Here is a 13,920-nt window from a genome sequence, read left to right as displayed (position 1 = left end):
TCGAATGGGTCGTCGAGGGCGTGCGTGCGCCGCGCGTGGCGTGCCGCGTCCGGATCGGCGGTTTCGTCAAGGATCACAAGGGGCTGAATTTTCCGGGGGTGAAGCTCTCGATCGGCTCGCTCACCGCCAAGGACCGGCGCGACGTCGCGTTCGCCGCGGGCGCCGGCGTCGACTTCGTCGCGCAATCGTTCGTCCGCTCCGCCGACGATCTCCTGCAGCTGAAATTGCTCCTGCGCCGTCACCGCGCCCCGCTCCCGGTGATCGCCAAGATCGAAAAGCCGGAGGCGCTCGGTGATCTCGACGGGATCCTGCGGACCGCCGACGGGATCATGGTCGCGCGCGGCGATCTCGGCGTGGAGCTTCCGGCGCAGGACGTGCCGGAGATCCAGAAGCGCCTGATTCGGCGCGCCAACGAGCAGGAGATCCCGGTCATCACGGCCACGCAGATGCTGGAGTCGATGATCGAGCGCGCCCGGCCGACGCGCGCGGAGGCCTCCGACGTCGCCAACGCGATCTTCGACGGCACGGACGCCGTGATGCTTTCCGCCGAGACGGCGAGCGGCGCCTACCCGGTCGAGGCCGTCGCGATGATGGCGCAGATCGCCTCGCGGGCCGAGGAGTCGGAGTTCCTCGGCGGCGCCGGGGCGTCGCGGCGCGACCACACGGTGGCGCACGCCGTCGCCCTCGCGGCGTGCCAGACGGCCGCGGAGATCGGCGCGAGCGCGATCGTGTGCTTCACCGAGACCGGAAGGACGGCGCTCCTGCTTTCGAAATTCGTCCGCGGGCGCCCGATTTTCGCGATCTCCCGCCGCTTCGCGTCCTGTCGGAGATCGACGCTCTACGCGGGCGTGACCGGGCTCACGCTCGCCATGCCGGCGAACACCGACCGCATGATCGCCAACGCGAAGGCGCGCCTCGCGAGCCTCGGATACGTCCGCCGCGGAGACCGGATCGTGATCGTGTCGGGCTCGACGCGCGTGCGCGGCGCGACGAACCTGATGAAGGTCGGCACGGTCTGACCCCCCTCGCGGAAGCTCGCTCGGGGATCGAAGGCGCGTGCCCGTCGCGCGGCTCGTCGAACGAGCGACTCGACCGCGCGTACGGGCACCCCCCTCGCAGCGCTTCCGCTCCCGCATCGCGGAGCTTTCGCCTCGGTTACTTCGGCGAAAGCTTTCCGCGATGCGATGGGCCCCGATGCGGTTCCTCCGTTAAATCCACCCGGTGTGGAAGAGTGTTCGTCGACCAGAACGGGGACCTGGCCTTCCTGATATGGATGTACGTGTCCCGGTACGAAGGTCTCGCTTCGCCTTTTCCGGGGAGAACGGATTAGAGAATCCGATTTAACGCGAAAAGTCCTCCAGCGACACCGCCGGCAGATATTCGCCGATCCGCCGCCGCGTCCACCACGCCCCGGTCCGCCGCCGCGTCGCGAGATCCGTGAAGCGGTAGTCCCAGAGCTCGGCCCGCACGAAGCGCGGCGCGTGGCCGTGAAAGGGATCATCCGCGAGGAGGTGCGTCACGTCGCGATCGCCTTCGAGCAGCCGGTGCGCGAAGGAGATGAACCAGGGACTCTGGCGGACGTCGCCGAGCGCGGCGAACCACATCTGCCAGTCCAGCCGCGGCTGGTGCGGCTCGACGAACCCGGGACGCCTCAGGACGTCGCCCGGCTTCCAGCGGAACGCGTAGGGACGCCACGTCGCGCCGTCCTCGCTTCCCTCGACGACGATCTCGGGACGCGAGGTCGTCATGACCGCGAAGAGGCCATAGCCGTTGACCGTGCGGAACGGCTCGGCGGCCGAGACCGCCGAGGCGAGCGCCGCCGTCGCGCGGGAGCGCGGAAAGGTGACCTCGAGCAGCCGGACCGTGCCGAGGAGGAGGACCGCGGCGGCGACGGCGGCGAGCAGCGGCCGCGGCCAGCCGGACGGGCCTCTCGAAGGCGCGGCCGCCCCGGCGCGGAGCGTCTGATCGTCCACCAGCAAAAGGCAGAGCGCGAGCGTCAGCAGGTTGAAGAACGCGTAGTTGCCGGTCAGGCCGATCAGCACCTGCAGCAGGGCCGTCGCCAGCAGCGCGCCGTTGCGGAGCCGCCGTGGGGCGAAGAAGAAGAACGGCGCGGCGAGCTCGATCGCGAAGAGGAGGACCGCCGAGACGGCCTGGACGGAGCCCGGCATCTGGTGGGCCCACCAGCCGATCCAGGTCGGGAGCGGCTGGGTCTCGTAGTGGAAGGTGAGCGCGGTGAGATCGCGCCACGAGCGATCGCCGCTCGCGAGCTTGACGATGCCCGAGGAGACCATCAGCCGGAAGAGGAGGCAGCGAAACAGGAAAATGGAGACTCGCGACGGCGGCGGCGCGCTTCCCGAGGCGCCCCGAAGCCGCCGCGGGTCGACGACGAAGATCGAGAGGAAGAGGGTCTCGATCAGGAGCGCGTCCCACTGGAACGAAAGGAACTCGCCTCCGACGGCGGAGAGCGAGAGATAGAGCGCCCAGCAGCCGAACGCGCAGAGGGCGGGGAAGACGTCCAGGGCGAGCAGGACCGAAAGAACGGCCCCGAGCGCGCACGCGGCGTGGAGCGCGCCGTTGCTGGCTCCGAGCCAGAAGAGAGAGGGGAGGACGCGCCATGCCGTGCTCCCGAGCGCGTCGCGAGCCGCCGCGAGGAGCTCGCCGGCGGGCGCGATGCCGCGGACCCCGATCAACCCGTCGACCTGGATCCCGAGCGAGAGGAACGCGACGAGCGAGATCGCGCCGAGCGTCCCGAGGAAGAGGCGCCGGGAGCGGCGATGGGTCGGCGCCCGCGGATTCTCTCCCCAGGCGGCGTGCGTCGCGGCGGCGGCGAGGTCCCGATGCGCGGCAATCGCGCCGTAGAGTCCCTCCGCGGCGGCCGCGAACGGCCGAAAGCGGTAGAGAGCGAGCGGCGCGCCTGCGCCCGGCCGCAGCGCGAGCGCCCGGAAGACGGCTTCCGCTCCCGAATAGAGCGATCCGTCCGGAAGGATCAGCCCGACCGCCTGCCGGAAACGCTCGACCGGGATCTCCGGAAATCGCGGGGCCGCGGTCCGATACGGCTCGAAGTCCGCCCGGCCTTCGAGGAGGCCGCGCCAGCGCGCGACCCAGAAACGGCAGAAGCCGCAGTCGCCGTCGAAGATCAGGAGCGGCGTTTCCGGAGGCGACGCCACGCGGATCCTCACGGGATCAGCCGCCGGAGCCTCCGGCACGGCCGCCCGCCTTCTCCGCAATCCGCAGATCGCGCCCGGTCATCGGCGCGGGCGCGGGAATCTCCATGAGGCCGAGGATCGTCGGCGCGACGTCCCGAAGCGACCCGCCCGGCGCGAGCGAAAAGCGGGCAATGGACGGCCCGGACGCGGTCGCCACGACGAGCGGAACCGGGTTCGTCGTGTGCGCCGTGTGCGGAGCCCCCGTGACGGGATCGACCATCTGCTCGGCATTGCCGTTGTCGCCCGTCATCACGAACGCGCCTCCCCGCGCGAGGACGGCGTCGGCGACGCGCCCGAGGGACCCGTCGACGCATTCGACCGCCGCGATCGTCGGGGCGAGCTTCCCCGTGTGGCCGACCATGTCGGCGTTGGCGTAGTTCATGACGATCGCGTCGTGGTCGCCCGAGGCGATCGCCTCGAGCGCTTTTTCGGTGATCTCCGGCGCCGCCATCTCCGGGAGGAGGTCGTACGTCGCGACCTTCGACGAGGGGACGAGGATCCGCGACTCGCCCACCCACGCCTTCTCGACCCCGCCGTTGAAGAAGTACGTCACGTGCGCGTATTTCTCGGTTTCCGCCAGACGAAGGTTCGTCTTCCCGGCGCCCTCCCACGCGTCGGCGAGGATGCCCGTCAGCGTCTCGGGAGGGAAGGCGATCGGCAGCCGGAACTCCTCCTTGTACTCGGTCATGCAGACGAACGACGGAAACGGCGCGTCGCCTCGCTCGAAGCCGCCGAAGCTCCTCGACGTGAGCGCCTCGGTCATCTCGCGGGCGCGGTCGGCCCGGTAGTTGAAGAAGACGACCCCGTCCCCGCTCCGGATCGTCCCGGCCGGGGACCCGGAGCGCTCGATCACGGTCGGCCGCACGAACTCGTCGGTTTCGCCGTCGCCGGCCGCGATCCGGAGCGCCTCGCGCGCGCCGGCCGCGCGGCGGCCCTGGCCGTGGGCGAGCGCGTCGTAGGCGAGCTTCACGCGGTCCCACCGCCGGTCCCGGTCCATCGCGTAGTAGCGGCCCGAGATCGTCGCGATCGCGCCGACGCCGAGGCGCGCGATCTCCTCCTCGAGCCGGCCGAGATAGATCGAAGCCGACTCCGGCGGGGTGTCCCTTCCGTCGAGGAAGGGATGGACGAAGACCCGCGGCAGCCGCTCGCGCCGGGCGAGATCGAGAAGGGCGAAGAGGTGGCGCTCGTGCGAGTGCACTCCCCCGTCGGAGAGGAGCCCCATCAGGTGCAGGGCGCTTCCGCCCTCGCGCACCCCCTCGCACAGGCCGGTGAGCACGGAATTTTCGAAGAAGCTCCCGTCGCGGATCGCGAGATCGATGCGCAGGATGTCCTGGGGGACCATTCTCCCCGCGCCGAGGTTCAGGTGGCCGACCTCGGAATTCCCCATCTGCCCCGCGGGAAGCCCCACGTCCTCGCCGGATGCGGAAAGAATCGTGTACGGAAAGTCGCGGCGCAGACGGTCCCAGACCGGCGTTCGCGCGAGGGCGATGGCGTTGCCCTCCCGGGAGTCCCGGACGCCCCACCCGTCGCAGATGACGAGGACGACCGGACGGAGCGGAGCGCTTCGCGGCACGCCGAAGATTATTCTGAATTCGCGGGATTTTGGAATTGATTTCGCATGTGATCGAATGAGCCATGACAGAGGAGGGCCGGTGAGTTCGACTTCGAGGAAGAGCGCTCCATTGCCGGTCGAAGAGCTGGACCGGCTCTGCGTCGACACGGTGCGCACCCTCTCGATGGACGCCGTGCAGAAGGCGGACTCGGGACATCCCGGCACGCCGATGGCGCTCGCGCCCGCCGCGTACGTGCTCTGGACGCGCATCCTCCGCTACGACCCGAAGGACCCGCTCTGGGCCGATCGGGACCGCTTCATCCTCTCGTGCGGCCACGCATCGATGCTCCTGTATTCCGCGCTGTTCCTGACCGGCTACGCCGTCTCCCTCGAGGACATCGAGAATTTCCGCCAGCTCCACTCGATCACCCCGGGACATCCCGAGCGCGGGATGACGCCGGGAGTCGAGGTGACGACGGGACCGCTCGGGCAGGGGTTCGGCAACGCCGTCGGGATGGCGATCGCCGAGCGGCTGCTCGCCGAGCGCTTCAACCGTCCGGGCCACGAGGTCGTCGATCACCGCACGTGGGGCTTCTGCAGCGACGGCGATCTCATGGAGGGCGTGGCGTCCGAGGCCGCGTCGCTCGCGGGGCACCTGAAGCTCGGCAAGCTCCAGCTCCTCTACGACGACAACCACATCTCGATCGAAGGGAATACCGCGCTCGCGTTCAACGAGGACGTCGGCGTCCGCTTCGAGGCGTACGGGTGGCACGTCGTCCGGATCGCCGACGCAAACGACCTCGACGCCCTGGAGGGCGCGTTCCGGGACGCGGCGGGAGAAGCGGAGCGACCGTCGCTCATCATCTGCCGCTCGCACATCGGCTATCCCGCGCCCCACAAGATGGACACCGCCGAGGCGCACGGATCTCCGCTCGGGGAAGACGAGGTCCGCGCGACGAAGAAGATCCTGGGATGGGATCCGGACGCGCACTTCGTCGTGCCCGACGAGTCGCTCGCCCGCTGGCGCGAGGCGGGGAAGAAGAGCGCCGGGCACCATGCCGAATGGAACCGCCGTTTCGAGGCGTACGCCCGCGCGTTCCCGGACCTCGCGCGCGAGTTCCGCGACGGGTTCGCCGGGAAGCTTCCGGCCGGATGGGACGCGGACGTGCCGAGCTTCCGCCCGCAGGACGCCAAGAAGGGGCAGCTCGCGACGCGGAAGGCCTCGGGGAAGGTGTTGAACGCGATCGCGAAGAGGTACCCGGCGCTGGCGGGGGGCTCGGCGGACCTTGCGCCGTCGACGGACACGCTGATCGAGGGGGAGGCCGATTTCGAGGCGGAGTCGAACGGCCGCAACTTCCACTGGGGCGTGCGCGAGCACGCGATGGGCGCGGCGTTGAACGGCATGGCCGCGCACGGGGGCGTGCGCCCCTTCGGCGCGACGTTCTTCATCTTCTCCGACTACATGCGCCCCTCGGTTCGTCTGGCGGCGCTCTCCGAGCTTCCCGTGATCTGGGTCTGGACCCACGACTCGATCGGCCTCGGCGAGGACGGGCCGACGCACCAGCCGGTCGAGCAGCTCGCGTCGTTCCGGGCGATGCCGGGCATCGTTCTGATCCGCCCGGCCGACGCCAACGAGACCGCGCAGGCGTGGAAGGTCGCGATCGCCCACACCGGGGGGCCCGTCGGGCTCGTGCTGACGCGGCAGGGCGTGCCCGTCCTCGACCCGGCGAAGTACGGCCGGGCGATGCGGGTCGATCGCGGCGGCTACATCCTTTCCGAAGCGCCCGGGGGAAAGCCGGAGGTCGTCCTGATCGCCTCCGGGTCGGAAATCTCGGTCGCGCTCGAGGCCCAGGAGCTCCTGTCGAAGAAGAAGATCCCCGCAAGGGTGGTCTCGATGCCGTCGACGTGGCTCTTCGACCGCCAGCCCCGGGCGTGGCGCGAGAAGGTGCTGCCGCCCGAGGTCGCCGCGCGCGTCTCGATCGAGGCGGGAACGACGTTCGGGTGGGACAAATACGTGGGGCCCCGCGGGATCGCGATCGGCATCGACCGCTTCGGCGCCTCGGCGCCGGGCGCGACGAACATGAAGGAAGCGGGCTTCACGCCGGAGCACGTCGCGAGGGAGGCCGCGAGACTGGCCGCGGCGAAGCATCCGCGCGCCGCGAAGCGCACCGCCGGCGGAAGAGCCGCGAAGCGGGCCGGAAACCAGAAGGTCGCCAAGGCCGCCGCGCGGGTCACGCCCGGGCGGCGGACCCGGAGGAAGAAGTGAAGGTCGCGTTCGGGAGCGACCACGCGGGCCTGGAGCTCAAGCGCGAGCTCCTCGCCTGGGCCGAATCGGCGGGCCATCGCGTCGTGGACCTCGGCAACGCCCGGTACGACCCCGCCGACGACTACCCGGACTTCGCGCGAGCGGTCGCGGTCGCGGTCGCGCGCGGCGAGGCGGAACGCGGGATCGTCGTCTGCGGCTCGGGCGTGGGGGCGTCGGTCGCCGTCAACAAGGTTCCGCGGGCGCGCGGCGCCGTCTGCCACGATACGTTCTCCGCGCGGCAGGGGGTGGAGGACGACGACGCGAACATCCTCGCGTTGGGAGCCCGCGTGATCGGCGGCGCGCTCGCGAAGGAGGTCGCGGCGGCGTTTCTCGGCGCGCGGTTCTCCGGCGCCGAGCGCCACGTCCGCCGTCTCGAGAAAGTGAACCAGATCGAGCTCGACGCCCGTACGGGCGTTTTCGAATTTCCGGAGGTGAGAAAGAAATGAGCGCCGCGAAGAACTCCCTGTTTCGTCTGAAGGATTTCGGTGTGTCGGTGTGGTGCGACGAGCTCTCCCGCGACATGATCCGCGGCGGCGGCCTGAAGAAGTTGATCGACGAGAAGGCGGTCGTCGGCGTCACTTCGAATCCGTCGATCTTCCAGAAGGCGCTCTCGGAAGGGAACGCTTACGACGCCGACGTCGAGACGCTCGCCGCGGCCGGCAAGAGCACGCCGGAGATCTTCGATGCCCTCGCGATCCAGGACATCAAGGAGGCGTGCGACGTCCTGCGCCCCGTCCACGACGCCACCGGAGGCGAGGACGGCTACGTCTCGATCGAGGTCCTGCCGTCGCTGGCCGCCGACACGGACGGGACGATCGCGGAGGCCTCGCGGTATCACCGCGAAATCGCGAAGCCGAACCTGATGGTCAAAATCCCCGCCACGCCCGAGGGGATCCCCGCGATCCGGCGGATGACCGCGCTCGGAAAGTCGATCAACATCACGCTCATCTTCTCCGTCGACCGCTACGCCGAGGTCGCCGAGGCGTACCTCTCCGGGCTGGAGGAGTTCGTCCGCTCGGGCGGAGACCCCCGTCCGGTCGCTTCCGTCGCCTCCTTCTTCGTGTCCCGGATCGACACCGAGACCGACCGGCGCATCGAGGCGGCGCTCTCGGGCGAGAAGGACCCGGAGCGGCGCCGCCGGCTCGAATCGCTGAAGGGAAAGATCGCCGTCGACAACGCGAAGATCGCGTTCGCGAAGTTCCGCGCGATCTTCTCCGGCGCGCGGTGGGAAGCGCTCGCGAAGAAGGGGGCGCGCCTGCAGCGCTGCCTCTGGGCCTCGACGTCGACGAAGAACAAGAGCTATTCCGACATCCTGTACGTGCAGGAGCTGATCGGCGGGCCGGCCGTCAACACGATGCCGATCAAGACCATGGACGCCTATCTCGACCACGGCCGTCCGGAAGAGACGATCACGCGCGGCGTCGAGGAGGCCGGGCGCGAGATCGCCGCCCTGGCGGACTTCGGCATCGACTACCACGACATCACCGACAACTTCTCCGAAGCCGACGGGGTCCGGAAGTTCGAGGATTCGTACCAGGAGCTCCTCGCGGGGCTCGAGGCGAAGCGACGCCAGCCGGTCGCGGGCGTCACGGCGCGCCGGTGAAGCGCGCGCCCGCGCGGGACTGGCTCCGGCTGGGGCCGGAGGGGTCCCGTGTCCGCGAGATCGAGGCCCGGCTCGGCCGCGAGGAGTTCGTCGACCGCGTCTGGCGCCGCGACGCGTTCGCGTGGAAATCGGACGAGAAGCATCGGGCGATCATCGAGGACGCGCTCGGCTGGCTCGACGCGCCGTCGGAGATGCTGCGCCGCGCGCAGGATCTCGAGGGTTGGGCGGCGCACGCCCGGCGCGACCGGCGGCACGTCGTGCTCTGCGGCATGGGCGGCTCCTCGCTCGCGCCCGAGGTCTTCGGCCGGATCCTCGGCCGCCCCGAGGCGCCGGAGCTGATCGTCCTGGACTCGACGTCGCCGGAGCAGGTGCGCGACGCGTCCGCCCGAATCGACCCCGACGCGACGCTCTTCCTCGTCTCCTCCAAGTCCGGGGGAACGCTCGAGACGATCTCGCAATTCCGGTACTTCCACGAGCAGGTGCTGCGCCGCGCGGGATCCGCGGAGCGAGCGGGCGAGCAGTTCGTCGCGATCACCGACTCCGGATCGCCTCTCGAGAAACTCGCCATCGAGAACCGTTTCGCCGACGTCTTCGAGAATCTGCCGGGGATCGGCGGGCGGTACTCCGCGCTGTCGTACTTCGGTCTCGTCCCGGCGGCGCTGTGCGGCGTCGACCTGCCGCGACTGCTGGAGCGCGCCGACGAGGCGGCCCAGGCGTGCCGCGCCCGGGGCGGGCGCAATCCCGGTCTCGCGCTCGGCGCCGCGCTCGGCCGTTTCGCGGCGGCCGGCCGCGACAAGGCGACGATCGTCTGCACCGCGGCGATCGCGCCGTTCGGCCCCTGGCTCGAGCAGCTGGTCGCCGAATCGACGGGCAAGGAAGGCGCGGGGATCGTGCCGGTCGACGGGGAGCCGCTCGGCTGGCCGGAGGACTACGCGCCGGATCGCTTCTTCCTCTACGAGCGGCTGGACGGCGCCGAAGACGCGGGGCCGATCGACGAGAAACTGGACCGTCTGGCGCAGGAGGGGCACCCCGTGCGGGCGCGCGCGTGGCGCGACCGGTACGACCTCGGCGCGCGCATGTTCGTCTGGGAATTCGCGGTTGCCGTCGCGGGCGCGGTCCTGGGGATCGACCCGTTCGACCAGCCGAACGTGCAGGAATCGAAGGACAACACCAACGCGGTGCTCGCCGAGTACGGGCGCACGAAGTCGCTGCCGCGCGAGCGGGGCCGCCGCGACGAGCGAGGGATCGCGTTCCATGGGGAGACTCTCGAGCGCCTTGTCGCACAGGCGCGTCCGGGCCGCGACTATCTCGCCCTCCAGGCCTACGCCGACCGCAGCCCGAAGAACGAGGACACCCTGCTTCGGCTGCGCCGGGAGCTGCGCAACCGGACGCACTGCGCGACGACGGTCGGCTTCGGGCCGCGGTTCCTCCACTCGACCGGACAGCTCCACAAGGGAGGGCCGCACGAAGGCGTCTTCCTCCAGGTCGTGGACCCGGGCGAGTCCGACGTCGCGATCCCGGGAGCGGGCTACGGTTTCGCGACGTTCCTCGAGGCGCAGGCGATCGGGGACGAGAAGGCGCTTCGGAGCCGCGGCCTCCCGTTCTCGGGCGCCGTGGGCTCCGGCCCGTCCGCCGACGCGCTTTCGGCCTGGGCCGACCGCGTGCGGTCGGCGTTGGAGAAACGAAAATGAAGCTCGGAATGATCGGTCTCGGCCGGATGGGCGCCAACATGACGAAGCGGCTGACGCGCGGCGGCCACGCGGTCGTCGCCTGGTCGAAGGGGAACGAGGAACCGGCGGCGCGCGACGCGGGGGCGGAGTGGGCGCCCTCGCCGGAAGCGCTGCTGCGCTCGCTACCGAAGCCGGCGGTCGTCTGGCTGATGATCCCGGCGGGCGCGCCGGTCGACGAGACGATCGGCGCCCTCGGCCCGGGGCTCGCGGCCGGCGACATCGTGATCGACGGAGGGAACTCGTTCTACCGCGATTCGATGCGGCGCGCCGACGAGCTCGCCCGGCGCGGCGTCTTCTTCGTCGATGCCGGCACGTCGGGGGGCGTCTGGGGCCTCGAGAACGGCTACTGCCTGATGGTCGGCGGGGACGCGGCGGCCGTCGAGCGCGCGCGGCCGATCTTCGAGACGCTCGCTCCCGAGCACGGGTTCGCGCGCGTCGGGACCTCCGGCGCGGGCCATTACGTCAAGATGGTCCACAACGGGATCGAATACGCGATGCTGCAGTCCCTCGGCGAGGGATTCGAGATCCTGAACGCCTCCGATTTCTCGCTCGATCTTCCGCAGATCGCCGGGATCTGGCGTTACGGCTCGGTGGTGCGCTCGTGGCTCCTGGATCTGCTGACCGACGCGCTCGGGAAGGACCCGAAGCTCGAGCACATCAAGGGGTGGGTGGACGACTCCGGCGAGGGGCGCTGGACGCTCGAGGAGGCGATCGACCACGCGGTCCCCGCTCCCGCGCTGGCCGACGCCCTCTTCGCGCGCTTCCGCTCCCGCCAGGCCGATTCGTTCTCGGCCCGCGCGATCGCCGCGCTCCGCAACGAGTTCGGCGGCCACGCGGTGAAGAAGTCGTGACGGCCGCGGGCCATCGAAATCGACCGGGGAAGAGCCAGAAACGCGGGGGAAAGAAGGCGAGACGCGCTCGAAGCCGGCCTCCGGCGGCGCGCCCCGCGAAATCCGAGCACGGCGCGCTCCGGCAGGGCGCCGCGTCGCCGGCCGAAGCGATCGCCGCTTCCCCCGCCCCTGAACCCTGCGCGCTGGTGATCTTCGGCGCCTCCGGCGACCTCACCGCCCGCATGCTGGTGCCGGCGCTCGCGAAGCTCGGCAAGGAGCGCGCGCTCCCGGACGGGTTCTTCGTCGTCGGGGTCGCCCGGAGCCCGATGACCGATGCCGGGTTCCGCGCCGCGATGCAGGCGGCGGTCGCGAAGTTCACGACGGATCCGCTTCAGGTCACCGAGCTCCCTCCCGAGCTCCTGGGCCGGTTCTTCTACGTCGCGGGAGAGTTTCACGAAGCGGCGACGTATCGCCGGCTCCGCGGGGTTCTCGCCAAAGCGCGGCGCAAGGGGGAGGACTGCCCCGAAAATCACGTCTTCTACCTCGCGACGCCGCCGGGGGTCGATCCGGTGATCGTCGGAGAGCTCGGCCGCGTCGGCCTCGCGACGGAGGAGAAGGGTTGCTTCTCGCGGGTCGTCGTCGAGAAGCCGTTCGGACACGACCTCGACTCCGCCCGGGCGTTGAACGCGGAGATCCATCGTGTATTCCGCGAGGATCAGATCTTTCGGATCGATCACTACCTCGGGAAGGAGACCGTCCAGAACATCCTCGTCCTGCGCTTCGCCAACGGGATCTTCGAGCCCCTCTGGAACCGCCGTTACGTGGACAACGTGCAGATCGCCGTCGCGGAGTCGCTCGGCGTGGGGCATCGCGCAGGTTACTACGAGTCGGCGGGGATCGTCCGCGACATGTTCCAGAACCACCTCCTTCAGCTCCTGTGTCTCACCGCCATGGAGGCGCCGGTCCGGCTCGACGCCGAGTCGGTCCGCAGCGAGAAGGTGAAGGTGCTTCGGTCGATCCGCCCGATTCCCGCGGATCGGATCGACGACTGGGCGGTGCGAGGGCAGTACGGGCCCGGCGTGGTCGGCGGCGAGGAGGTCGCGGGTTACCGGCAGGAGCCGGGCGTGGCCCGGAGCTCGACGACGCCGACGTACGCCGCCGTCCGGTTTTTCATCGACAACTGGCGATGGGCGGGCGTCCCGTTCTATCTCCGTTCCGGCAAACGGCTCACGAAGCGCACGACCGAGATCGCGATCGAGTTCCGCGACGTTCCGCACATGACGATCTTCGTGAAAGACGCCGGGATTGCCGCGCGCATCGAGAAGAACGTGCTCACCCTGAAGATCCAGCCGGACGAGGGGATCTCCCTGAAGTTCCTCGCGAAGATCCCCGGGGCGGGAATGCGGGTCACGCCCGAGTTCATGGACTTTCCATACGACCAGCTCGGCGCCGCCCGGCAGGGCGGTTACGAGCGGCTGCTCCTCGACATCATGCACGGCGACGCGACCCTCTTCACCCGCGGCGACGAGGTCGAGGAGGCCTGGCGGGTCGTGACGCCGATCCTCGAAGGGTGGGGACGGAAGAAGCCGCGCGATTTCCCGAACTATCCCGCCGGCACGATGGGACCCGAGGTCGCGGCGAACACGTTCGTCGAACGGGACGGGCGCCGCTGGCGGACACTTTAGTCCGGAGCGCGCATGACGCGTTCCGTTTTCGAAACACCGTCGGCGCTCGCCTGCGAGGCGGCCGCCGAGTTCTTCCGGCGCGCAGACGAGGCGATCCGCCGGCGCGGGCGCTTTCTAACCGCGCTCTCGGGGGGCGACACGCCCCGCGCATCCCACGCCGCGATCGCCGAAGGGGCCGGCGAGCTCGACTGGCGGCTGGTGCATCTTTTCTGGGGCGACGAGCGATGCGTGCCGCCGGAAGACCCGAAGAGCAACTACCGCATGGCTGCGGAGACGCTTCTCTCGCGGGTCCCGATCCCCGCGGAGAACGTGCATCGCTGGAAGGCCGAGCGTGAGCCGGAGGAAGCCGCTTCGCTCTACGAGAAGGAGCTCGTTTCGGCCGCCGGTGCTCCACCCGTCCTCGACCTGGTTTTTCTCGGGGTCGGTTTGGACGGTCACACGGCTTCGCTCTTTCCCGGCTCGGCCGTTCTCGCGATCACGGACCGCTCTTGCGCCGCGAACTTCGTTCCCTCGCTCGGCTCCTGGCGTTTGACGTTGACCTATCCGGCGCTCAACGCCGCGCGCGAAGCCCTGTTTCTCGTGGAAGGGAAAGAGAAGCGCGAAATCGTCCGGAAGATCGAGGCGGGCGGCGACTACCCGGCGGCCCGGGTTAAGGCGGCGCGGACGCTGTGGTTCATGGACAAGGCGTCGGCGGCGGGGGAGTAGCCCACTTGTGTGATTGGGGATTCGAAGGAGAGCGGGAAAAATTTGACAACTACAATGATGAAGTTCAGACTGGTCGGTATGACTGGTATTGAGCGTGTGGCCGATCGAATGCACAAAGAGATTGGCCTCTCTCATGCGACATCTCTTCGGATAACCCGAAAGCTGAGCCGACTCGCTGAGTCTGTGGCCTGGGCGAGACCTGTCCTGGCCACCAAGACAACTGACAAGAAGGCGAAATCCTCCGTGAAGTTCGCCCCCAAGAAATCAAAGGCGAGAAAGAAGTCTCAAGGCTCCCACCGCTAAA

General features: G+C 69.8%; 10 protein-coding genes. 8 read left to right on the top strand and 2 right to left on the bottom strand.

All coding sequences use genetic code 11. The annotated features are described in order from the left end of the window. Positions 1-1,019: pyruvate kinase (gene pyk, locus VKH46_13940; GenBank protein HKB71944.1), on the top strand; the 1,019-nt coding region annotated here is incomplete at its 5' end. Between the two features lie 321 nt (positions 1,020-1,340). Here pyk and VKH46_13935 read toward each other — a convergent pair. Together VKH46_13935 and gpmI are read right to left on the bottom strand one after the other, a co-directional pair. Beyond that, positions 1,341-3,179: a lipase maturation factor family protein gene (locus VKH46_13935; GenBank protein ID HKB71943.1), complete on the bottom strand. Its 1,839-nt coding sequence runs from the start codon at positions 3,177-3,179 to the stop codon at positions 1,341-1,343. A gap of 4 nt (positions 3,180-3,183) precedes the next feature. Further along, entirely contained in the window at positions 3,184-4,779 is a 1,596-nt protein-coding gene (gene gpmI / locus VKH46_13930; GenBank protein ID HKB71942.1) for a 2,3-bisphosphoglycerate-independent phosphoglycerate mutase, read from the bottom strand. Positions 4,780-4,888: 109 nt separating this feature from the next. Here gpmI and tkt point away from each other — a divergent pair, with 109 nt between their 5' ends. From tkt to pgl, 7 genes are all read left to right on the top strand, one after another. Next, a complete protein-coding gene (gene tkt / locus VKH46_13925; GenBank protein ID HKB71941.1) occupies positions 4,889-7,024 on the top strand; it encodes a transketolase in 2,136 nt (711 codons plus the stop codon). After that, entirely contained in the window at positions 7,021-7,509 is a 489-nt protein-coding gene (locus VKH46_13920; GenBank protein ID HKB71940.1) for an RpiB/LacA/LacB family sugar-phosphate isomerase, read from the top strand. Before tkt ends, VKH46_13920 begins: the two co-directional genes overlap by 4 nt. Continuing rightward, positions 7,506-8,666, top strand: coding sequence for a transaldolase (gene tal, locus VKH46_13915; GenBank protein ID HKB71939.1), 1,161 nt, complete (start codon positions 7,506-7,508; stop codon positions 8,664-8,666). The genes VKH46_13920 and tal overlap by 4 nt, the downstream gene beginning before the upstream one ends. Beyond that, a complete protein-coding gene (locus VKH46_13910) occupies positions 8,663-10,357 on the top strand; it encodes a glucose-6-phosphate isomerase (protein HKB71938.1) in 1,695 nt (564 codons plus the stop codon). Before tal ends, VKH46_13910 begins: the two co-directional genes overlap by 4 nt. Further along, complete coding sequence (gene gnd / locus VKH46_13905; GenBank protein ID HKB71937.1) at positions 10,354-11,247, top strand: decarboxylating 6-phosphogluconate dehydrogenase; 894 nt, start codon at positions 10,354-10,356, stop codon at positions 11,245-11,247. The genes VKH46_13910 and gnd overlap by 4 nt, the downstream gene beginning before the upstream one ends. Before the next feature lie 185 nt (positions 11,248-11,432). Next, on the top strand, positions 11,433-12,911 hold the full coding sequence (zwf, locus tag VKH46_13900; GenBank protein HKB71936.1) for a glucose-6-phosphate dehydrogenase: 1,479 nt from the start codon (positions 11,433-11,435) through the stop codon (positions 12,909-12,911). 12 nt (positions 12,912-12,923) lie between these two features. After that, on the top strand, positions 12,924-13,616 hold the full coding sequence (gene pgl / locus VKH46_13895) for a 6-phosphogluconolactonase (protein ID HKB71935.1): 693 nt from the start codon (positions 12,924-12,926) through the stop codon (positions 13,614-13,616). The last annotated feature ends 304 nt before the right edge of the window (positions 13,617-13,920 follow it).

The organism is Thermoanaerobaculia bacterium (assembly GCA_035260525.1).
Classification (GTDB): Bacteria; Acidobacteriota; Thermoanaerobaculia; order UBA5066; family DATFVB01; genus DATFVB01.
The sequence above is the reverse complement of the archived record's forward strand: the minus strand, read 5'-3'. Positions and strand labels throughout refer to the sequence as shown.

Bases quoted from the DNA above. Each gene is read 5' to 3' on its own strand.
- gnd (HKB71937.1), top strand. From the start codon at position 10,354: ATGAAGCTCGGAATGATCGGTCTCGGCCGGATGGGCGCCAACATGACG.
- pgl (HKB71935.1), top strand. From the start codon at position 12,924: ATGACGCGTTCCGTTTTCGAAACACCGTCGGCGCTCGCCTGCGAGGCG.
- tal (HKB71939.1), top strand. From the start codon at position 7,506: ATGAGCGCCGCGAAGAACTCCCTGTTTCGTCTGAAGGATTTCGGTGTG.